19 protein-coding genes are annotated in these 22,714 nt (G+C 49.0%); all 19 read right to left on the bottom strand.

The window, feature by feature from the left end; translation table 11 throughout:
- Positions 1–269 precede the first annotated feature (269 nt).
- Positions 270–1,295, bottom strand: coding sequence for a succinylglutamate desuccinylase/aspartoacylase family protein (locus DFP98_RS37310; RefSeq protein WP_116065724.1), 1,026 nt, complete (start codon positions 1,293–1,295; stop codon positions 270–272).
- Positions 1,296–1,335: 40 nt separating this feature from the next.
- The gene (locus tag DFP98_RS37305) at positions 1,336–2,214 is read right to left on the bottom strand and encodes a dihydrodipicolinate synthase family protein (RefSeq protein WP_116065723.1); all 879 of its coding nucleotides are present in this window, start codon (positions 2,212–2,214) and stop codon (positions 1,336–1,338) included.
- 35 nt (positions 2,215–2,249) lie between these two features.
- Positions 2,250–2,984, bottom strand: a complete 735-nt coding sequence (locus tag DFP98_RS37300) for an MBL fold metallo-hydrolase (protein ID WP_116065722.1) — start codon at positions 2,982–2,984, stop codon at positions 2,250–2,252.
- The gene (locus DFP98_RS37295; RefSeq protein ID WP_181918176.1) at positions 2,984–3,985 is read right to left on the bottom strand and encodes a Gfo/Idh/MocA family protein; all 1,002 of its coding nucleotides are present in this window, start codon (positions 3,983–3,985) and stop codon (positions 2,984–2,986) included. Before DFP98_RS37295 ends, DFP98_RS37300 begins: the two co-directional genes overlap by 1 nt.
- A gap of 19 nt (positions 3,986–4,004) precedes the next feature.
- A complete protein-coding gene (locus DFP98_RS37290) occupies positions 4,005–5,093 on the bottom strand; it encodes a pyridoxal-phosphate dependent enzyme (RefSeq protein WP_116065720.1) in 1,089 nt (362 codons plus the stop codon).
- A gap of 74 nt (positions 5,094–5,167) precedes the next feature.
- Positions 5,168–5,878: a FadR/GntR family transcriptional regulator gene (locus DFP98_RS37285; RefSeq protein WP_116065719.1), complete on the bottom strand. Its 711-nt coding sequence runs from the start codon at positions 5,876–5,878 to the stop codon at positions 5,168–5,170.
- A 4-nt stretch (positions 5,879–5,882) separates the two neighbouring features.
- Positions 5,883–6,563 (bottom strand): FadR/GntR family transcriptional regulator, encoded by a 681-nt coding sequence (locus DFP98_RS40090; RefSeq protein ID WP_181918175.1) that lies wholly within the window; start codon positions 6,561–6,563, stop codon positions 5,883–5,885.
- A gap of 104 nt (positions 6,564–6,667) precedes the next feature.
- A complete protein-coding gene (locus DFP98_RS37275) occupies positions 6,668–7,468 on the bottom strand; it encodes an SDR family NAD(P)-dependent oxidoreductase (RefSeq protein ID WP_220377226.1) in 801 nt (266 codons plus the stop codon).
- Between the two features lie 131 nt (positions 7,469–7,599).
- A complete protein-coding gene (locus DFP98_RS37270) occupies positions 7,600–7,902 on the bottom strand; it encodes a hypothetical protein (protein WP_116065717.1) in 303 nt (100 codons plus the stop codon).
- Between the two features lie 120 nt (positions 7,903–8,022).
- Positions 8,023–9,015 (bottom strand): sialidase family protein, encoded by a 993-nt coding sequence (locus tag DFP98_RS37265; RefSeq protein WP_220377225.1) that lies wholly within the window; start codon positions 9,013–9,015, stop codon positions 8,023–8,025.
- 140 nt (positions 9,016–9,155) lie between these two features.
- The gene (locus DFP98_RS37260; protein ID WP_116065715.1) at positions 9,156–9,974 is read right to left on the bottom strand and encodes a carbohydrate ABC transporter permease; all 819 of its coding nucleotides are present in this window, start codon (positions 9,972–9,974) and stop codon (positions 9,156–9,158) included.
- Positions 9,975–9,980: 6 nt separating this feature from the next.
- Complete coding sequence (locus tag DFP98_RS37255) at positions 9,981–10,880, bottom strand: carbohydrate ABC transporter permease (RefSeq protein ID WP_116065714.1); 900 nt, start codon at positions 10,878–10,880, stop codon at positions 9,981–9,983.
- A gap of 81 nt (positions 10,881–10,961) precedes the next feature.
- Positions 10,962–12,206, bottom strand: a complete 1,245-nt coding sequence (locus DFP98_RS37250) for an ABC transporter substrate-binding protein (protein ID WP_181918173.1) — start codon at positions 12,204–12,206, stop codon at positions 10,962–10,964.
- 366 nt (positions 12,207–12,572) lie between these two features.
- On the bottom strand, positions 12,573–14,120 hold the full coding sequence (locus tag DFP98_RS37245) for a response regulator transcription factor (protein ID WP_116065712.1): 1,548 nt from the start codon (positions 14,118–14,120) through the stop codon (positions 12,573–12,575).
- A gap of 9 nt (positions 14,121–14,129) precedes the next feature.
- A complete protein-coding gene (locus DFP98_RS37240) occupies positions 14,130–15,665 on the bottom strand; it encodes a cache domain-containing sensor histidine kinase (protein ID WP_181918172.1) in 1,536 nt (511 codons plus the stop codon).
- Between the two features lie 246 nt (positions 15,666–15,911).
- The gene (locus tag DFP98_RS37235) at positions 15,912–16,937 is read right to left on the bottom strand and encodes an S-layer homology domain-containing protein (protein WP_116065710.1); all 1,026 of its coding nucleotides are present in this window, start codon (positions 16,935–16,937) and stop codon (positions 15,912–15,914) included.
- Between the two features lie 54 nt (positions 16,938–16,991).
- Positions 16,992–20,147, bottom strand: coding sequence for a cohesin domain-containing protein (locus tag DFP98_RS37230; RefSeq protein ID WP_116065709.1), 3,156 nt, complete (start codon positions 20,145–20,147; stop codon positions 16,992–16,994).
- Positions 20,148–20,276: 129 nt separating this feature from the next.
- Positions 20,277–21,575 (bottom strand): aminotransferase class III-fold pyridoxal phosphate-dependent enzyme, encoded by a 1,299-nt coding sequence (locus tag DFP98_RS37225; RefSeq protein ID WP_116065708.1) that lies wholly within the window; start codon positions 21,573–21,575, stop codon positions 20,277–20,279.
- Positions 21,568–22,623 (bottom strand): Gfo/Idh/MocA family protein, encoded by a 1,056-nt coding sequence (locus DFP98_RS37220; protein WP_116065707.1) that lies wholly within the window; start codon positions 22,621–22,623, stop codon positions 21,568–21,570. The genes DFP98_RS37225 and DFP98_RS37220 overlap by 8 nt, the downstream gene beginning before the upstream one ends.
- Positions 22,624–22,714: the final 91 nt, after the last annotated feature.

The following is a 22,714-nucleotide window of genomic DNA, read 5'->3' as shown; positions in this document are numbered from 1 at the left end:
CCCCCCAAAGAACATATCCCGGGGTTTATGTTTGTAAAAATTTGAGTTTGTTTAACCCACCTTAACCTTAAACCCAGCTTTTTTGCCCCGGGGGCCCCCCCCACCCCCCCCCCCCCCCCCCGGGGCGATGTAGATCCGCAGGGAAGAAGATGACGTAAGTACCCGCCCGGTGAGATGCCGCTTTCAACTCCGCGCTGTGCAAGTTCCGTGCCAATGCAGGTGCGATTCTGTCATCCTCTGCGAACGTTCGTGTCTGATCATGTAACAGATCAAATCCCCGCTCGTGCCGGATGAGAGCGGGCAATCAAATAAACGAGCGCGCCCTGCTTCAAGGCCGGCGTTCCCGCGAGCCCAACGATGACACCGTCGCAAATCGCCCGATAACTCCGAATGGTTTCTCCAAAGCCGTTATAGACATTACCGATTACATCGCCTTGTCTAACGTTCTGCAGCAGTGCAACCGAAGGGATAAAGAAGCCTTCCTCCTCCGCTGTAACCGAGCCGTCGAAATCGCCACTACCGGTTAATCGGTAACGAATCTCCGGTATAACCTCCTCTTGAATCCATTGCGTCGGGTTGGCCAGCATGCTTAGATGGCGCATCAACCGCAGCGCGCCTTGACGCAGCCGCTGCTGCTCATCGTACTTGACGCGTCTCCCGCCGAAAGCTTCCGTGTACAACCACGGAATTCCGCAATCGCCTGCGTAAGACACCGTCCGGCCCGGCGACACTTGGTCATGTCCCCATAACACTTCGAATCCGAACGCTTCGGCGGCCGCCCTGGATCTCCTTCCCGTATCGTTGTCGTCATTATCATAATAGCCGACGAATTCGGGCACCTCATAGTAAGTCCCGCCGCTATGCATATCCAGCAGGAAGTCAGCTTTTGCGATCAGACCTTTGCCCAGATGCCACGCTAACCGTTCAGTTGCAGATCCTTCCCGCTTTCCCGGAAACTCCCGCGCCAGATTGCGCCCATCTTCTGGAGTCAGCCGGTCTGCCGCGCGATAGGCGTATTCATTTGCAATCGGAACCATAAGCAGCGTCCCGCGAATATCTGTAGGCGACAACATACGCCCCAGCTCAATGATCGTCTGCACACCTTCGTACTCATCCCCGTGAATGGCCGCAAGCATCAGCAGCACCGGACCGGAATCGGCCCCCTTGATCAGATGCAGCGGAATTTCCGCCGCCGAACCGTCGACCCCTTCATAAGTCAGGTAAATTTGTTCCTTAACGACCGCGGGGTAAGCTTCGAGCCGGAACCTTTCGATCTCTTCACGTTTCATCGCCATGCGTTTTAGCCCCCTCCGTTAGTTCCAATGCCGCTCTTGCTCAAATCAGCCGAATTTGCCGCATATAGCTTTCTACTTTATCCGCCTGCTGCGGATTTAGCCGCGAACTATAATCCGGGTGAAAGTCGCCTTCGAAACCGAGCAAGTTCATTGCATGCGTAAAACCGGGAAATACGCCGACTTCGACGAACAGATTGCGGAGACCGACAATGCTGTCCAAATGCCCCGCAGCACTCTCAAGGTTGCCTGCCTGCAACGCCTCATACATCCTCTCTGCAATCTGGGACGTGCAGCTGAACATGCCGTCCAACGTTCTCGTAATGCCGAATGAATAAGCAACATCGAATGTATCGAGTCCGCTATAGATCACCTCAAATTCCGGATTCACATCCCTCAAGCTGCGGCTTAATCCCCTTACCAATGCAAGATCCCCCGACTTGATGCCTCGAATGTTCGGATGGCGCATCAGCTCGATCACGGTAGCCGCTTGAATTTTGCACTGAGTGACCCCGGGCAGATCGTATAAATAGAGCGGATAGGGCGACGTGTCGGCAATTGCCCGGTAGAAAGCAATAATTTCCGTTTGTGTGCTTTGAAAATAAAACGGAACCGTCGTTACGACGCCTTCCAGTTTGATCCCTTGCAGTCTCTCGATCCGGTCTTTGACGCGTGCGACTGAATTGTCCATTACGCCCGCGTAGACCGGACATTGCCCGCGCGCCGCTTCCGCTGCGATCTGGGCCACCTTCGCATATTCGCTGTCCTTAATCATCGGCTGCATGCCCATCGATCCCATGACAAGCAGCCCTTCAGCTTTTCTCCCGATCTGATCCTCCACGTGCTTGATCAAACTTCCGGTCAGAACGCTGCCATCCCGGTCCAGCGGCGTCCCTAAGGCCGGATAATAGCCGTTACTCATATATAAGAGCCTCCTCAGATAAGTGGTTGATGGATTCAAACGATTGATTCCGGTATGGAGCCGCACATAAATTGATCCACGGCCTTCCGGATCGGTACGATGCCGTTTCTCACTACAGGCGTCAGATGCCCCGGCATTAAGCGCTCCACATGCAAATTCCCAAGCCGCATCAAAGATTGAAACAACTGATCCATCGAGAAATCGGGCGTATCGATCGCGGCAATCCGCCCCCCGACGAACACATTGTCGCTGCAAAACAGCGTTCGGATATCCGGGATGAAAAAACTGATCATATCGCAGCTATGCCCCGGCGTCTCGATCACTTCGACAGTCAGGTCCCCGATCTGCATCAGCTGGCCATGTTCGACCACACTGTCCACTTTACAGGCGTTCAAACGACAATCGGAAGGATATACGTCTGCTTCTCTGGCTTGCGCCAAGCCGATCGCCTCTTCATCTCCGCGTTCCAGGAACGATGCGGATAACCGCGATGCAACAATTCGCGCCCCCGTCAGTTCCCGCATTGCGGCCGCGCCTCCTGCATGATCCATATGCGCATGGGTGAGCAAGATGTACCGAACGGATTCAGGATCGAACCCATCGCGCCTTAGTTCCTCCATTATGTTCATCAGCCCGTACCCCGTGCCGCAATCGATGATCGCTTGTTCGCTGCCGCCATCGAGCAGATAGACGTTGCAATCCAACTCGTCTGTCGCGTTCATGCCGAGAAGGCCGCTGCCGATCCAGTAAACTTTTTCGCTAATCCGCATCAGACACTCCCCGAGCCGATGCTGACCGGCTGTCCTCGATCGCAAGAACGAAGGATCGCCGTCGTTACGCGAATGACATTCAAAGCATCTTCAGGACGAAGAATGGAAGATGGCGCAGAACCGCGTACACAATCCACAAAATGCGATAATTCCGACATCAATGGCCCTTCGAGCCGCCCGTAAATATCCCGGGAAGTGTACAAGTAAGGAACCTCATAACGTTGCTCCGCGCACAGGCTGAACGCCTCGTCCGGATGTTGTACACGCAGCACGCCCTCATCCCCCATGATCTGCATGTATTGATCCTGAGGAGCGGGCCATTGGCGCGGCGTCATCCAATTACTGTCCATCATCGCAACGGTGCCGTCTGCGAAAGTCATCATCGCACACACCATATCTTCGCCTTCCGGGGAACAAGAATTTTTGGCGTAAACTTCTATCGGCAGTTCGTCTTTGATCCATAAGATTTGGTCGATATCGTGAACGCCCAAGATCAAGACGACAGGCGACCGCTTGTAAAGTCCGAAGTATTCACGCTTGTCGCTTCGCCTGGCGTAGATGGAACGAACGCGCCCGATATCCCCTCGCGCAATGGCATTCTTCATCTGCAAATACCGTTGATCGAAGCGCATCACATGTCCAACCATAAGGAGACGCCCTCGTTCGGCTGCCGTGCCGACCATCTTTTCCGCCTCAGTCAGATCGCTTGCCAGCGGCTTCTCCACGAAAACATCGCATCCCGCTTCCAAGCCCGCCATTACGGCCTCGTAATGGTTCATCTCCGGCGTCAGCACATCGAGCGCATCGAGCGATTCGGCGCGCAGCATCTCCTGCACATCCGTATAACTGCCGCATCCCAGCTCATCTCCGAACGCTTGAGCCGTTTCGCCTCGAATATCGCAGACTGCCGCGATGATGACTTCCGGAATTTGCTTCAGACATTCGATATGCTGCTTGGCAAAACGGCCTAGCCCGACAATCCCCAACCGGATTTGCTCCATCCCGCTCCTCCTCGCTTCCTTATAGTTCATCCGTATCGATCATTGGAATGTCCGGTAATTGCTTCACCATCGCGCTCATCCGATCGACATCCTTGTAGCCGGCTCCCGATACGATACAGACCACATTGGCATTCCGGCCGATACGCCCCTCCTTGGCCGCCTGTATTGCGCCTGCCAAGGCGATGGCGCCTGCCGGTTCGCAGAAAATCCCTTCCTTGACAGCCAACTGCTCCTGCCAATGCCAAGTGTCGGCGTCGGGAAGCGCTTCGGCAAAGCCGCCGCTATGCTGCAAAGCCTGCAAAGCTTGAACGCCGTCAGGCGGATTCGGCACTTGAATACCGGAAATCATAGCGGTTGACGCTCCATCTACCGGTTTGTCCAAGCCGAGTTGCCAAGCCTTGGCGATATTAGCGCAGCCTGTCGATTGGCAGGCGACCAGCTTCGGCAGGCAGCGTATAGCCCCGTCTTCCAAGAGATCGCGATACCCCCTGTAGATGCCCGTGAGCAGCCCGCCTCCTCCTGCGGGCATAAATACCACGTCCGCATCCTCTGCACCCTCCTCCGTCAATTCGTAAGCAATCGTTTTTACAGCCTCCATCGCCTCAGGCGCGTATGCGTATGCCGTAATTAAAAGCTCCAGGTTCCGGCTTTGCGCGTTCTTCAGCACCTTGGCAAACACGCGGTTGCCGACCTCCGGATTGAAGCCAAACCCTTTAACCTTCACAATGCTCGCCCGGTGCACGATCATCGGTTCCAGCTTCGATGCGACGATATTTTCCTGTACATATACGTGATAGTTCAACCCGGCCCTGGCCGCATAGGCGGCAATCGATCCCCCCGCATTTCCCGAAGTCGTGCCGATACAGGCGGTCAAACCGCGCTCCTTCGCGAGCGATACGCCAAGCGCAGAAATACGGTCCTTATACGATCCTGTCGGATTGAGCGATTCCAGCTTGAAATACAAGTTGGTAAGCCCTACCTCCGGCCCTATCCGCGTACTTTTGATTAGCGGCGTCTGCCCCTCGCCAAGCGTAATCCGGTTTCTCTCCATAATTTCAGGAATCCGTCTCTCATATTTCCATATTCCCCGCGTCGCCGTCTTGGTCATTCACAGTTCCCTTTCTCATAAATATATTATGGTAATACCATATTAAAGCCACCTGAAAGTAGCCCTCAACTCCCTCAATACCGCCCATTCATAATAATTTCTTTTAACGGGCTTAGGTGTTCAATCATCACTTTCTTGGCGCCTTCTGCATCCGATTGCTTAAGCAATTGAACGATCCGAGCATGCTCGACAAGCGTATTTCCGTAGCTGTCAGCCTCCGCTATTCGACGTTCCCGAACTTCGTTAAAATACTGGGTAATCACCTCGCTTAGCTCGAAGAACGTCCGATTGCCCGTCATTCGGAACAGCGTGCGATGGAATTCGATATCGCCTTCAACAATGGATTTTTTGAGCTGAATGTCTCTCTCCATCTGTTCGAGATTCGCCTCGATTTCCCGAAAATCGACGGCGGTCGGAATCGTCTCACTCTCTTCCGCCCGCTTCACGATCAGTTCAATGGCCGACAGTTCCAGCATCGTACGCGTCTCCAACAACTCCAGCATGCGCGCGCGATCCCGCGACCAGCGAAAAGAAAACTGGTTGACCAGATGATGTACCGAGGACTCATTCACGAACACACCGTCTCCCGGCTTGATCCGCACGACGCCTACGGCTTCCATCGCCTTTAGCGCTTCGCGCACAACCGTCCGGCTCGCGCCGACCCACTGAACGATCTCCTTCTCGTTCAGAAATCGATCACCGGGCTGAAGCTCATGCTCCGCGATATAGTCGTGCAGCTTTCTAATGACGACATCCTTCAGACTCATCCGTTTCAATGGCTTCATCTCGTTATCCTTCCCCGGTCAAATGCATTTTCAACAGCCGCGACGCGCCTTCCCTGTCCTTCGCTTGCAGTGCGCGGACGATTTCTCTATGCTGGCGAATCGTGCGCTGAATGCCGTCCAACATTCTGTTGGACCGACTGCTCGCCTCCACCCAATGAAAATACTTGTTCACGACATCGGTCAGTTGGATAAACAATGCATTCCGCGTCAGGCCGAGCAGTTCGCTGTGAAACAAATAATCCAGCCGAATGAAATCGCTGTGCGACACCCCTTCCTTTTCCGACTCGGCAATAAGCGCGGAGAGCCGCTCATAATCCGCATCGTCGGCCTGCTCGATAATCGGGGCTACGGCTGCTTGCTCAAGCAAAACGCGGAACTGCAGCACCTGATCTGCGCTGTCCTCGTCCTGCTGCCACACCCCCATCATTTCATGGAACAAAACAGAAAAATTCGGATCCTTGAGAAAAATGCCTTTTCCCTGCCTCTTCACGATCAGCCCGAGCGCCTCCAACGTTCCCAGCGCCTCCCTGATAACCGGCCGGCTTACCTCCAATTGCTCCGCGAGCGCTCTTTCGGTAGGCAGTCGATCCCCGGCTTTGAGCCTGTTGTCGGCGATATAGCCTCTAATTTTGTCGCAAGCCAACCGGCTTAGCATTCGATACTCTTCTTCCAGGATCCGTTCCATCGTTTCCTCCGTACACATCTTATGGTATTACCAATATAGCACTTGAAAAAATAGCGGTCAACGGATTCTCCAATAATACTTTCCGCCAGTCGCCCCCCTATCCGCTACCAACTGCTCCATCCCCCATCAAGTACAAGATTGTGACCCGTAACGTATTTCGAAGCCTCGGAAGCAAGATAGACGATCGCGCCCTTTATATCGTCTTCGTCCGCGAGTCGTCCCAAGGGCGTTCGTTCAATATACCGCTGCAAAAATTCGCTCGACGATATTTCTTGCTCCGTATTGACGGGATTATAACCTCCAGGAGAGATGCAGTTAACGCGGACATTATACTTTCCATAGTAATTGGCCAGCCATTTTGTCATTCCGACCATGCCCCACTTGGCATACGTATACTCAATTCCGCTCGTCATGCCGCTTTCTCCGTATACGGGAAAATGAGGGCCCAGTATCCCTTGAATGGAAGAAATATTGATGATGTTTCCCGTCCGGCGTTCCCTCATCGTGCGCACGATCGCTTTCGTTAGCAGCATCGTCCCCAGGCCGTTAACTTGCTGATCCCGAAGCCATCCTTCTGCAGTCGTTTGTTCGATATCGTTTAGTCCGGTTCGGGATACGGAATTATTGACCAATATGTCAATCTGGCCGAATTCCGCCGTCACCTCTGCCGTAAATTGCCCGATGCTCCCTTCGTCCGCCAAATCCAGGCGCCATGCAAACGCCTCATAGCCATCACTGCGCAAAGATTTCACCAACTGCTGGCATTTCTCCAGTCCGCGCGAGGCAACAATGACAACCGCTCCTGCTTCTCCTAAAGCGCGCGAAATATGCTCGCCATATAAACCGGAACCGCCCGTTACGATCGCGACTTTGCGATCGAGCTCAAACATCTTCATCACATGCATGAACAGCTCTCCTTTATAAGATAATATGGTAATACCAAAATAAATCAAAGCCTTCCGTTCTGAAGTTGATTCCGCAGCGCGAGGGAGATGCCCGGAGGTTAAGCGCCTCTGGGCATCTCCCTCACTGCCGGTCAACCGAACGTCGACATCGGTGAAACTTCGACATCGTACTTATCGGCGATCTTGAGGAGGTAGTCCTCGACCTTGTCGAAATCTCTGACTTTGTCGCTGGCGATCATGAACGGCTCCTCCATCTCCCGAGAGTATACCCTGATCGTTCTCACGTCAACTACCCACAGCATTTTACGGACGGGTTCCTTCGCGAGCACGAGTTTGTTCAGTTTTGTATATTCGATCGGGGTCGACTCGCTCGCCTTTTCCAGCCGGATAATCATCTCGTCCATATCCAAGTTCACTTCTACAGCCTTCAGCATGAATATCGCCTCCTGTGTAGATTGGATCTAATAACTATTGGACTGTTTTGCCGATTTTTAATCAGGTGGACGAGCCTAAATTTTTTGCGGGATGAATTTTGACTTTTTGGCCTCCACTCCTTATGTGCTCATTAGCTCCGACAGCTTCATTTTTCGGATACGAAGTCTTCGCAGACAGAAGCCTTCATCTGCGTTTCCGGCGGCATAGGCCAGTAATACGGAATCATCAACAAAATGAATAGCTGTGTAACAATATCCCGATCGCTCGTCCGTCTCTATCGCAATTTCTTCTTCCCAAGTCTTTCCTTCATCGCGACTGATTGCGCCAACAAGCGGTGATCGCCCCCCGGAATGCCTCTCATAAATGCGTGTTTGATAGGTTGGAATAGGGTTCCATACCGCCAATAGAACGTTATTCCATTGTCGGATCCGCTTCATGGAAAGCGGAGAGCTGGGCGAAGTGAATATCGAAGCGGTCGGCACACTCCAAGTCTCCCCGCCATCAGTAGAAAACGACTCGTATTGTCGGCCGAGATCGGTTCGAATCCACGCCCAGAGCGTGCCATTCGTTAGCTCGATGACGCCAGGCTCGTCGAAGCCCGCTTCCGACCAGGCGACAGGAAGGGCATGGAAGGAGCGGGATTCCCGCCAGGTAGCCCCATCGTCATCAGACAGGCAAAACATTAAAATTGCGCGAGGATCCCACGAGCTTAAATCTGTCGTATCGTTGCCCTGCAACCGAAAATAACATGCCGGTATCACAAGTCTTCCACTGGATAGCCGAATCACGCGATCGTTATTGACATTGTAATACCCCGGTCCCGGCATACAACAAACCGCTTTACTCCAGGTTTCCCCCTCATCCGATGATCTCCGCAAATAAAGCCTGGTATCATGAAAGCCATATCGAATCAGATGGAATAACCCGATATCGTCGTTGGCAAGACGCAGTAAACTTACGCTCATAATATTCAGGGCGTCGTATTCTCTCGGGCTTGCGATGATCTCATCCTCGGACCAACTATTCCCTTGGTCGGAAGAATATCTTTTGGCGATTAAAGCAAAAGCGTAATCGTCTTCGGTTTCGCCCACAAAGCGGCTGTAAACGAACATCAATCGACCATCCTTCAAGTCGATAAACGACCCTTCGCTATTACGCGGATTATCCTCCGACGGAGAAAGCTCCAACACGACTTTGCCGACTGTTCCATTCCTCATCAAGAAAGCCTCCACTACGATTTATATTGAACCGTTTACATCTTGACCGAACCTGAGGATAATCCTTCGACAAACTGCTTACTGGCCAATGCAAACAACAACACGAGCGGAACAGAAGCAATCGCATAGCCTGCGAACAATGAGCCATAGTCCGTTTGTTTCTGCGTGAAATAAAGAAGTCCAACGGGAATGGGCTGCAATTCGATGCTATTCATGACCATGATCGGCCACACATATTCGTTCCAAGTTGATAAAATATTTAACATCGCCAATGTCCCGATGATCGGCTTCGACAGCGGCACGACGATGCTGAACAGTACTTTGGCCTCCCCTGCGCCATCCATTCGCGCCGCTTCGAACATCTCTTCCGACAATGACGCAAAGAACGAACGTAAGACAAAGATACAGAACACTTGACCCCCGGCGATATAAGGCCCCCATAATCCAAGCCAATTGTTCAGAATATGCAGTTTAATCACAATTCCAAAAAGCGGTACTAAGGTTAGGACGCTTGGAATCATCAATAATGAAATAATCAAAAAGTAAATCTGCTCCTTGAGAAAAAAACGCATTCGGGCAAGGGCGTAAGCAGCCAGGCATGACACGATAATTACGCCAACAACCGTTACGCCGCTAATAATAAAACTATTTAAAATAAATCTCCGAATCTGATGCCAAGCTTCCGTATAATTTTCCAGATGCAGGGGAAACGTGAGTGTCCAGCGGTGACTGGCAAATTGTTGCGCATCCTTAAAGGAGATCAGCAGCAGCATAATAAACGGTATGAACGTCAGAATGCCAAGCGTTGCTAATACGGCATGCTTACTTATGGAGCTATAGGTCAACTTATTCATGATCTCTCACCTCTCGAATTCCGTTGACGATTTGAGAAATTTATTATTGATGATTGTAAGGAGAAAAATCATAATAAATAATACGACACCGATCGCACAAGCGTATCCCAATTGACTATTGATCACCGCTTCACGATACATGATATAACCCGGAACGGTAGTCTTATTGGCCGGTCCCCCGTTGGTCAGAACGAGCTGCAGACTAAAGGTTTGGATAACCGATATCATCGTCAAGATCATGATCAGCTTAATTTGCGACATGATCAGCGGCAGCTCTATGCGGAAAAACAATATTTTCCCGTTTGCTCCATCCACAATAGCCGCCTCACGCAAGGAGCCCGGTATACTTTGAAACCCCGCTAGAAAGATCAATACATACACCCCCGATACCCAAGGGAACCCCACTAGCAATAGCGATGGAAGTGCCATTCGCATGCTCGCCAGCCACAAAGGCAGCTTCTCGTCAGGGATGCCGATTGCCGCAAGAAAGGAATTGATCAACCCTACATCGGGGTTTAATATGAATTGCCACAGCAAAATCGTAACCATACCCGGTACTACCATCGGAAACACAAACAATAAACGGTACATATTCTGCAGCTTGAGATGCTTGACTTTATAAATGAGCAAGGCAACGAGTAGCGGAACCGTGAGTGACGTGAGCACATTAAATGCGGAGAACCAAAATAAGTTAAGGAAAGCTTGACGAAACTCCTCCGAAGTAAAGATGATTTCAAAGTTTTTGAACCCAATATACTTGGCTGTCAGAAATCCATCCCAATTCGTAAACGAATAATAAAATGCGGATAACGCCGGGTAATAACTAAAGGTCATGATCAATGCAATTGTAGGGAGCAGAAATAAATAAGCTTTAATGTTCACTTTTTTCCATATTGAAGCGGGCATCTGTCATCTCCCATTCCTGTAATATGAATAAAGGGGCCTCCCTGGAGAAGCCCCCTATTATGGACGATTCAGAAAGTATAATTATTTCAACCAGTCTGGATTCGCCTCTGCCATGCGATCAGCGGCTTCTGTATAATATTTCATGACTTCGTCACTGAACTTATCAATGGTCCAATCTCCATTAAGGTAGAACTGTATGGCTGCTTTCATTTTATCTTTGAACGGCGCATCAAGTATCGCATGGTAACCTTGCATAATCGTAAGCGGGATATCGTTTACAAAGGGCTCCTGCCCCTTGGGAGTTACTGCTCCGACAATGTTTGGAATCGTCAGGCCTTCCGCCGAAATTCGCGTCATATGATCGGGACTGCTAAGAAACATGAGAAAATCGATAATAGCGGCCACTTTATCCGGATCCTCCTGATTCAAATAACCAGGCACCAGCCATTGTGCCGGCCCCCAAGGGCCGTAAATTTTGGCAGCTTGACCCGAAGCTGCAGGTGCAACATCTTGTGTAATGGCCGGGAAGCTAAACACGCCGTAATCAAATCCGAAATCCGACTTGTTCAAGTAATCCGAATACGCGTTTCCGGCCATCCACATGGCGGCCTTGCCGGATTCAAACATTTGCTCTTCATCGATTTGCGCATTAAAGCCTTTGGGCCAATACTGTGACCATTCCTTCATCAACGAATACTCTTGATTAACGACTTCTTTAAGCGGGAACTTTCCTTCTTTGATGGCTTTGACAAGCTCATTTGGCTCTAATCTGCCATTTCCGCTCGTATCCCTGTCAGTGATTTTGTCGAGCATAAATTCGCTGTGCATGATCGTATCGGACCAAGGACCGGAAGAAGCGGATTCTGTGCTAAAGGCCATCGGTATGACGCCGGAAGCTTTAATCTTCTCCTGAACCTCGATGAATTCAGTCCATGTTGTCGGCACGGTTAAACTCAGCTTATCGAAGATTGTCTTGTTGTAATATATACCGATCGCTACACCGTCTCCGGGAATCGTGTACGCACTTCCATCCGGCGCTCTTACTGCGTCAATAATGCCCGGCACAAATGTATCCTTCCAAATCTGATTATCATTGTAAGGGTTCGGCTTATTAAGCCAAGGGTCCATCTGGAGAAACCAACCCTTCTGATAGTTGGTCCACGTTTCCTCGAAATTTGTCCAGAAAATATCCGGCGCATCCTTGCTAAGCATTCTTGCTTGCAGCCAAGCCTTGCGGTCAGGCGCCGTCACTTCAACAAACTCAATCTTGATGTTTGGCTTCAGCTTCGTATATTCGTCAGCCAACTCCTGCATCACTTTGTGCACGGCCGGATCCTTCGTCGTGCTTTCGCGCGGCAAATACCCTTGCGGGTCAAACTTGATCGTCATCTCCTTGGTCGGAATTTCCGACGCGGTTGACGCTTGCTCCGTTGCCGATGGCGCAACCGACGATGCCGGTAATGTTGGATCCGCTTTCGAATTGTTGCTTGCGCACGCTGAAATCAATAACGATAAGGATAAAACGGATGCAGACGCAGACGCGAATCTGCCCAGACTAACCTTCCTCATTCTTCGTTCCCCCTGTTTTTAATAGGACTCCATTGCATAGTCCAATTATAGCTTTCGGACACAAAGCGCCGAATAACTGCAATTGACATTGCTTTGCTGTAGTTGACTCGTTTGTTGTTCGCACTAGGGTTTGATTTGCTCGCGATAATTCATTGGACTCAAACCCACATGTTTTTTGAATAATAGACTAAAATGCGCCGGATCCTTAAACCCGACCTCATACGCGATTTCATTTGCCTTCAGTCTCGTTTCAAGCAGCATCCGTTTCGCATCTTCAATTCTGTAGGACCAGAGTAAATCGCGAAAATTATGACCCGTTTCCTTTTTAATCAACCGACTGAGATAAGAATGGTTCATATGAAAATCGTCTGCTAACCTCTCTAAGGTCATGTCTTCAGCAGATTTACTTCGTATATAAGCACAGATTTCTTTGACCAGCCCATTCACAGAATGATTTTGGCGGATTGCGATAATCCGATCCGCGGCTTCTTCCACCCACTGTTCCAGAAATATCATTAAATCAAACAAGATATCAAATGATAAAATTGTCTTGCGCGTATGCAATTGAATTTCTTCCGGAATTCGCAAATTGTATTCCAGCAAAAGCGTTTCTACCTTTTGAACAACTTGCAACGCAAAAGTATGGATATTGGTTTTGGTCAGTCCTTTCCCCATCATCTCCCTCGATATGGAAAGCAAATAGGAGGGCACTTTTTCTTTTTCCCCTTTGCGCAACATAACGGTTAACTCGTTAAGCTGGTTTTCCGCTCCGTTAATGTTGCCCTTCACAAGATGAGGGAGCGCATCATTAGAAATGATCGAGCCCTTGCCCAGCAGCATCCGATAATCCAGGCAATCCTTAATTTCTTTCCAGGCTTGATCCAAATATACAATGGAAGATTTCACTTTACTGATACAGATGGATACTGCAAACGGAAACGAATCTTTGCAGCGCTCAAGCATTTCACCCGCCATTTTCATGCTATCCACGCGCATATCCCACAAATCGCCATGCGGCTTAAATAAGATGAGATACACCCCCTTGCTATCCGTATAATCCCAATAGCTATAGGGATTGTAATGAACAATTTGCGTGACGGCTTCCCTTAGTGCAACCCACGAATACACTTCTCCAGCCTCTGCGAGGACATCCGCATTATCGATTACCACACAGATGACAATGATCTCGCGGTCTTCCAGCCTTTGCTCAAGGGCAACTTCATATTTATCCGGCACAGCGACCGGACTAAGCATGGCTTGGATGACTTGCTCTTGCTTGAGTCGATCCTCCCTGCTTATGCGCTCTTCTCCTTGTACAATTAATTCGACGGCGTGCAGCAGCTCCGCATTCTGAATGGGCTTCAGGATAAAATCTGCCGCTCCAAGCTTTACCGCATGCTGCGCGTACTGAAAATCGCTGTATGCGGTCAAAAAGAGAAAACGGATGTGCGGGAATCTGACCTTAATTTGCTCCGCCAATTGAATGCCGTTCATTAACGGCATCCGGATATCGGTAATAATGAGATCCGGTTTATCCGCTGGAATCCGCTTAAGCGCTTCGACTCCGTTGGCCGCAACACCTGTTATTTGACAGCCTATCTCGTCCCATTCCGTTAAATGGGCAAGGTGATTCCGGATGAGCTCTTCATCGTCAACAATCATGATTTTCATTGCATGTCATCATCCTTCATTAATATTGATAGGCAAGCGCAAGCGTACGATCGTCCCGCAGTCCGATGCCGGCTCTATCGCTAATCCATATCTATTGCCGTACAGGAGCTGGATCCGTTGCTTCACATTATTTAAGCCGATTCCCGAGCTTTGCTGACCCTTGAATGGCAGGTTCAATCCCGCTCCATTATCTTGAATTTCGACAATCAAGTCGTACCCTTGCAAATAAGCGCTGATCTTAATACTGCCTTGTCCTTCGATTTGATCTATTCCATGAAGGATGGCGTTCTCCACAAGGGGCTGCAAAATGAGCTTCGGCACAATTAACTGCTGCAGCTCTTCCGAAACGTCGATGGTCCAAGTCAAACGTTCCTTATATCGATATTTAGCTAGCTGTAAATAGTACAAAACGAATTGAAGCTCATTCTTCAAAGGGATCAAGTCGCTTCCCGGCGAGATGGAAAAGCGAAAAATCGCAGCCAGTAATCGGATCATGTCCGGTATGGCGGTAGAACCAAGCTCCTTGGCCATAATATTGACGGATTCCAGCGTGTTGTATAGAAAATGAGGATTGATCTGGGCCTTAATCATTTTGAGCTCGGCCTCTTTGTTCAGCAGTTCAACCTTGTAAACCTTTTCGATTAAATTTTGAATATCCGTAATAAGATGATTAAAGCTGACACAGAGTCGGCCGACTTCATCGATGGTTTTAATATTATCTATCTTTTCGTAAACCTCCTTCTGCGCCTTTCCCATCAATCGACTTAATCTCGCAATCGGCGTAGTCACGCGGCGCAGTAGAATAATGGTTAGAATAAGCACAAGAAGCCATGTTGCCGCTGTAATCAACAAGGCAAAAAAAGCCAAACTATTTATTTCTTGATTGAAGTTCGCCTTTGAAAAAAGACTGATAAAGCGAAAACCCGAATATGCCGATCCTCTTTCCAGTACGACTGTATTTTTCGTATCCGGGTGACGTAGACGGGTGCCTATGAGTTGTTGATCCGAATTGGAAAGGATCAGCCCGCCGACATTTGTTATAAAGAACTCTTGGCTGCCGTAAGTTGAATAAGCCATTGCTACCCTCTCCGGGTTTAACATAACGACCAATAAACCGATTCTTTTTCCAGTCGGTTCATGAATAATTTCCTTGGCGCCTACCAATCGATTATGATCGTTAAAGGGAGCCCATACGAAAGCCTCAGGCTTCTCGCGCGCCATGGCCTCCAAAGCAAGATTAGACTCAAACCGGTATTCTTTATCGGCATAATAAACTTCTTGGTTGGCGTTAATCAGGTAGATCGCATCCATAAATTCGCTTCTTAAGATCAGCTCGGATAGCCGTTCATTAACGCGGTTTTCTCTAGCCGCAAAGCTCTCCCGATTCTCTTCACTCGACGCATAATCTTCCCGTAAAGCGGTTGCAATCAGATCGTCCTTTTGGATCTGTGCAGCTTGGAGAGCAACCTCCCGTAAATATCCATCAATTTTATCGACCATCTCTACCAGAGATTGTTTTTTCGAATCGGTGATTTTCGTCTCCAATATTGCAGATGACTTATAATAAAAGACACTAATCACGAGGATCAGCGGGAGTAAGGTCAATAGAGAGTATAGGAGAATCATTTTATTAAAGAGCTTCGACGCAAATCTTCTCCATAGACTCCTAATCATGTTCCTTGGAATCGTATATAACAATGGCCTTCACTCCAATTTCGATATTGAATACAGCCAACCGGTAATCCTGTTTCAACAAAAAAAGAAAAAACAGGCAGGATGAATCACCTGTTTTCAAAGAAGATTTAACGAAGTCAACAATCTTCTAATGACTGTGGCTGCTTCAGCCCTTGTCGCCTGATCCTGGGGAACAAACCTGATCTTCGTTCTGCCATTCATAATGCCTAATCCGACAGCAAGCTGGATTTCCTTTTTGGCCCACTCGCTTATGTTTTCCGAATCAGCAAAAGTCATTACCGAATCGGCGTCGGCAAGGTCTCTTAATGCAGAATCCGAGGCATAGTTTCTCGCTCTAACGATCATGACGGCCATTTCTTCCCTTGTGATTTTCTTCCCAGGAGCAAAGCTCGTTTCTGTAATTCCTCGGATAATGCCTGTCGAATATGCGCTTTTTAATTCCTTCTCATACCAAGAACCGGGCGCAACATCCGTAAACGGGCTTTGCTTTGAACTCGCTTTTAAATTGAGAGCTCTAGCGATTAGCGCAACAAACTGTGCCCTGGTTACTTGCGCATCCGGAGCATAATGATCTTCGTCCATTCCTTTGACGATGTTTTTGGAAGCGAGCAGTTCTATATCTGTCTTAGCCCAATGGCCCTCCAAATCCACAAAAAACTTTGCCACAGTGATGCTCTTTCCTATAGAAAAAGTTTGATTCGATAAATTGTGGTCGACCACCTTCATCGATTCCCACCTGACGACTGAGGTCCCGTGGTTTTTCATCTTGAATGTCAGACTGCCGATGGGAATATCTCCGTACTCTCCGCTTACATTTCCGATCTTGGTATGAGCAATGATGATTTCGTTGTTCTTGATAATTGGCGATACAGAAAAGCCGTCCAGACTTGAAGCGGTTTCCACAAGCTCGACCCGTTCGGGATCAAATGTAAATCTGGCCTCATAGCCGTATAAATCCTTCATTTTGTTGCCGTTCATCTTAACAATCACTTTTCCATCGGCAAGTTTATGGGCAGCGATTTGAAATGACGGCGCCTGCTCGGCATAGGTGACGGCAGGAAGCGCCAACGAATAACAGAACAGGAAGATCAGCATGTGGATAACAATCTGTTTGCGCTTCATTGTATCACCCTTTTCTATAGACCGGGAAGGGGCGCTCCCCTTCCCGTCCCCCCCCTATTTCACTATCTTTTTGGCAACCGCAGCGAGATCGAGAATATCGATTTTGCCATCTCCGTTGATATCCGCTTTTTTAACTTGCAGCCAGTCCGGACTGCTGCTGTCTTTACCGTAATGAGCCGCCACAATGGACAAATCGCCTATCGTCACTTTTCCGTCTTGATTGATGTCCGTGCTGTTTCCACCCGTGCCTCCTGTAGCAATCTGAATACGGATGGACGACAACGCCGCCGGCGATTCGTTTCCTTGATCGTTTCCAAGCGTTGCGCTCGTAATCGAGATTTCGCCTTCTGCCGTTACTGAAATATTTTTAGCTCTGAAGGTCAGCTCTACCACTTGCGCGTTGCCCGTAATCGCATGCCCCGGACCTTGACTGGCCACAATCAACCGCAGCTTACCCACAGGCTCTTTGACAACCTCTACAAGTGCGACATCTTCTATCAAGGATCTCGCGGAAACAAATTCCATGACAGCAGCATCATAATCCAATTGGATATCCTGCCCGTACACTGCCTCGCTGACACTGCTTAAACCGTAGCTAACCTTAAATTCCGTCCCCGCAGGAACCGAGCTTCCTTCAGTCGTTAACGTGGTGCTCGTATCGCTAAACGAAGCATCCAAGGCATATAATCTGCCTTCGCCCGCTTTGAAGTGATCCGATAGCGTTCTCGTCATACTGTCGAAATTGGTGCTCACCTCTGCCCCAGTCGTCTTGGATACTTCTATCACCGACTGAATTCCGGGCGCTAATTGAAACGACAAGGTCTGCGCATTTTTATAGTCCTGATTCACGACCATCACATATTTCCGACCGTCTTCATGGCTGAAATATCCGATTACAGCAGGTTGTTCGCCAACCTGTTGCCAGAAAAAATGAGCAGGCAGCGCCGTTGTTCCATCCGGAATCGTGTTGCCGGTATGATAGACTGCATTTGAAGTTAGCTTCGTCAGCGTCGAGCCGAGAAATTGGACTTCGGCATCAATGGCCTTTGCCCAGTAATAGGAATTGTTTTTGGTTCCGTCAGACCGAATAAGAGCATTGTTATGTCCAGGCGGTGTAAAGTAGGTATACCACATGTATCCTTTTGCCCCGTAGGCCAGGTTTGTATAAACCTGATAACGCATTTCGGATTCATTAGGATCGCGCAGCCAGTTATCCCCTACCGATTGCATATAGCTCCAGAAATCAATTCCGGCTAATTGCGCTTGCTTGCGGATCGTTTCGAGATTGGTATAGTAACCGGCTCGAAACTCCTCCCATTTGGCGAAAGGGTAAAAGTCAAAGGAGAGAATATCCGGTTTGGTGCTTGCCCAGCGGTATACATAATCCTCATAAGTCCCGCCTTGAATGTTCTGATCGATCGTAAACCATAGATCAGCATCTATTGCCAATCCATCCTTATAAGCCGTTCCGTCGTTGATCCAGTTATCACCATTATTCGAGCGGACGACCCCGTCAATAGAACCCGTCCCCTCCACCGTCAACTCCATATAATACTGCGTGTTTTCCTGGACAGTCGTATTCAGATTAAACTGCGGCCAGTCCGTATTTGAACCGATACGGCTGCCGCTTGCAATCAGGTGCGTTTTTGACGGAGAATCCCATAGTTTAAGGGCCGCTTCCTCGCCTTCATTCCATGTTTGGCGATCGATCCAAATCTGAATGGTAGAGAGATGTGTCTGTCCCGGTAACGTTGTGAAGGTTTGTCCTAATGATTGTCCGTTTGTTAATTGTTCAGTCGTCGTATAATCGGCGAAACCCAGTTGTTCGGGGGTTGCATAATTGGGCAACAAATTCACAAACACCATATGATCGGGATCGTTTGCTTTTAAGCGTCTAATGGATTGTTGCAGATAGGGATACAATTTACTGCTTGGTTCGTCAAGCAAATAATAACCTTTGTTCGCTTCGTAATCCTTATAGTCCTCGGCGATGGCGTCCAAGCTGGCATCAGATGGACGCAGTCTGGCTCCATCGGCATAGACGAGCTGAAAGTACGTAATATCAAACATCAGATCGACATTGTCCGACGTACCGTTCACATACGCCCCTCCATCACTATAAGCATCATTCGTGCTGGCCGACAATAATACAGGGGTGGAGCTATTGCTCGTAACTTCCATATAATAAGACTGGTTTAAGCTGATTGGTATATTCCCTATCCCGAATGCGCTATCTCTTGCGTTTATCGTAATGCTGTTTAATAAAGTTTGTTTAGCCGGACTCTCGTAAATTGCAAGCGTCAGTGCCGTACCTGGATCCCAGGCCGAGGCGGGATCGACAAAGAGCTTAACGTTTTCGATGTACCAGCCGGTATCCAAATCCTCTCTCTTTACCGTAAATGTCTGCCCGATCGGCTGAGTATCACTAACTTCAAGAGATCCCCCTCCTACAACCTGTGTGGAGTTGTAAAAATCTACAGCGAAGCGGCTATCGTTAACAATAATTTTGAAATCGTTGGCTTCCGCCAGCTGTAATGCGGTATCGTTAATTCCCGGAGATACGACATAATTGTTTCCGATGAAAAAATTCGCATTCATCTCTCTCATTTCTTTATATCTTTCATCTGTCGTATCGTCCGGTCCGGGCGGCCAAAAAAGTCCAATCGGGAAAACGTTAGGTACGTCAAGCACGACATCGGGCACTTCCTCTAACGAGAAATCGTCGCAATAGGCGCTTCCCGTTTCTCCACTCGGTCTATAACAGAATACATGGGCGAACGTGTTGGTTGCACCTGTCGTAAAGATGATTGTCCCTTGCGTGTAACTATTGCCGGCAATCACTTCGAACAAATCGTCGCCGCCGTAACTATTCACGCCAATAAACACGGCGCCACTATCGGTTTTGGCATAACCCGTCATTTTATACTTCGTATTCGGTAATAACCCGATCACGCCCTGATTGACCTGATCGCCTTTTTGCGTAATCTTCGCGGCATAGGTGCCCGACCTGACATTGGCGGGCTCATTGGTTATGACTGCTGAAGTCGTACTCCATGAATTCAGCGTTCCGCTTTCAAATCCGGGATCCTGCATTAAATTCACTGCGGGATCCGCTGCAAAGGTCGGCGTGGGATTTATAAGCTGAATCCCCGCTGCCATCAGAACGGCTAAACAAATAAAAACGATTTTTCGTGCGACCTGCGTTACCATCAATCCTACCTCCTCATGAGTTAAAATCCTGTAATTGTTCGTGTTCCCTCATTACTATAAGTCTTTTCACGCAAGCGTTTACATAACTGTAATTGACATTTCTTTATCCCAGTTGACGTCCCCATTCGCTTATGCTTTTCGAAACACTGGCGCTACAGCTTTGCCCTCCAGCCTCTCTACTAGATTGTTCTGTTTCATTGCCTTTGATAGTTCAGATAGAGCATCGTTCAAAGCATCCAACGTATATTGAATCTGCTCCTCTTTGTGCGAATAGGACACATAATTATAGCTCGTAAACAAGATTCCCCTCCGCATCATCTCTTGTTGCAGAAAGCTTTTGATCAGCAAGGTGTCAGGGGCTTCGCTATATACGAATAACGTTTTGGCATGAGGGCCTTGTATGCCGATCCGCTCCGATAGGCCATACTGCTCGATGATTGTATTCCCTTGTTCCATCAGCCGCTTTCCCATCGCGTTCACATGATCTACCGTATGATGGGCTTTCATTTCCTCGATGGTTGCTTTCGCCGCAGCTAATGACAGCATTTCCCCGCCAAAAGTAAAGGAGAAAAAAACATTCTCCAGCTCAGACATTATTTCCGCCTTACCTGCGAGAACGGATAACGGCATTCCGTTGGCAACCGCCTTCCCGAAGGTGGCTAAATCCGGAGTTACTCCGTAATGCTGTTGCGCGCCGCCAAGCGCAATTCTAAACCCGGTCAGCACTTCGTCGAAGATGAGCAGCGCTCCATTGTCATGCGCAAGTTGTTTCACATCCGCCAGGAAATGAGGCTGCGGATGGATAACCCCCACGGGCTCCATGATGACAGCCGCGACTCTTCCTTTGTATTTGTTCATTAATATTTTCAAGCTATTGATATCGTTATATGTAAACTTTTTGGTTAGCCCTTCTAATACGGGAGGAATTCCGACACTTCTTTCCGTTGTAATGACATACCAATCATGCCAGCCGTGATACCCTCCACACAAAATGATATCTTTTCGCGTGTAGGCTCTGGCCAGACGCACTGCGGCCGATGTTACATCCGAGCCATTTTTGCCGAATCTGACACTTTCCGCGCACGGGACCACTTCACGAATGAGCTCCGAAACCTCGACCTCAAGCGGATGCATCAGCGTTAGTGTAATCGCCTCGTTCAATTGATTAATAATCGCCGAATTCACGGATGGATATTGATAACCAAGGGACACCGCTCCCAATCCCATCCCATAATCGATTAAGCGATTTCCATCTACATCCGTCACGACACAACCATTGCCGCTGGCTAAATATTTGGGCGCATATCCATCGATAAATTGGGTAGGCCCTTTCGATAGACATTGTGTGCCGCACGGAATCAACGATGAAGCTCGCTGCCAATAAAGTTCCGAGTTTTGAATTCCATTCTCCATACCAAGCTTATCCATGTTCATTCCTCCGTTTGTGATTATCCTCATACTGATCCGGTAATTCAGCGGGCAGAAAGTCTGGATCGACCTTTTCCACCTTACCTGTAATCGCGCTCTTCTCGGCTGCCGCCAAGGCGCCGCATATCACGTTGGATTTGCGAAAGTCATAAGGCCACTGACGGCTCCCCTTAATCGTCTCAATAAAAGCGTCAATCTCTTCTTTGTAAACAGACTCCAATAGATGAGACAGTTGTCCATAATTTCGCGTATCCTGTATCCCCAGTAGCGGTAAGCTGCGATGAATATCGCCTGTAAGGAGATCAAACTCGATTGTGCCACTCGTACCTACGGCAATGCCTTTTCGTGCGACCTGGGGACTCGCCCCCAGAACGACAAGCTGTCCAATCCCTCCATTGTTCAAGCGCATTTGCAGGCTCCAGCTGTCTTCATAATTCGGCCCCAACTCTCCGCCTGTACGCACTATACCCGTTACATCTTGCGGTTCGGAAAATAGATCTGCCAGTCCGATTAACTCGAAGGCGACCATTTCTCTCGTCCCATTCGTGCTGCGATTGCGTGCGTAATATTCTGTTCCTTCATCCGGGTGCCAGCTGGCTATATCAATGGATAAGCTGAACGTATAAGCATGCAGCGCGCCAAGCTCTTCCCTTACTATTCTCGATAATTCCTTGTACAACGGCACAAATAGAAGCGTACATGAGGGGGCGGCCACCGTTGATTTTGCAGCCGTTGCATTTTCTACTTCCCGGTGGGGATATGGAAAGAGTTCGGCCTCGCAAAAAAAATGCAGCCCCCTGTCCAAAGCGATCTCCACAAACTGTGCGTGTGACTGCGGCGGAGTGGAAATACTCATGGCAACCGCTCCCCAGGCTAAAGCCGATTCCATACTATCGAAGCAGGGGATCCCGAATTGGTTGCTTGCCCGATCTCTTCGATCGGCACTCATTTCCAATAAGGCGACTTCCACATCTCCGCGAGCCGTCAAATCCCGAATTCTACGCATCCCCATTGAACCGGCACCAATTTGTAAAACCTTTATCTTCATAGATAGAATTCCTCCTCCGACCTATCCCAGGCGCCTTCCAAGCTTCATTGTAATGCTGCGGTTATCAATCGCAACATAACTGCAGTTGACA

This window comes from Cohnella phaseoli (assembly GCF_003386235.1).
In the GTDB taxonomy this organism is placed as follows: Bacteria; Bacillota; Bacilli; order Paenibacillales; family Paenibacillaceae; genus Cohnella; species Cohnella phaseoli.
The sequence above is the reverse complement of the archived record's forward strand: the minus strand, read 5'-3'. Positions and strand labels throughout refer to the sequence as shown.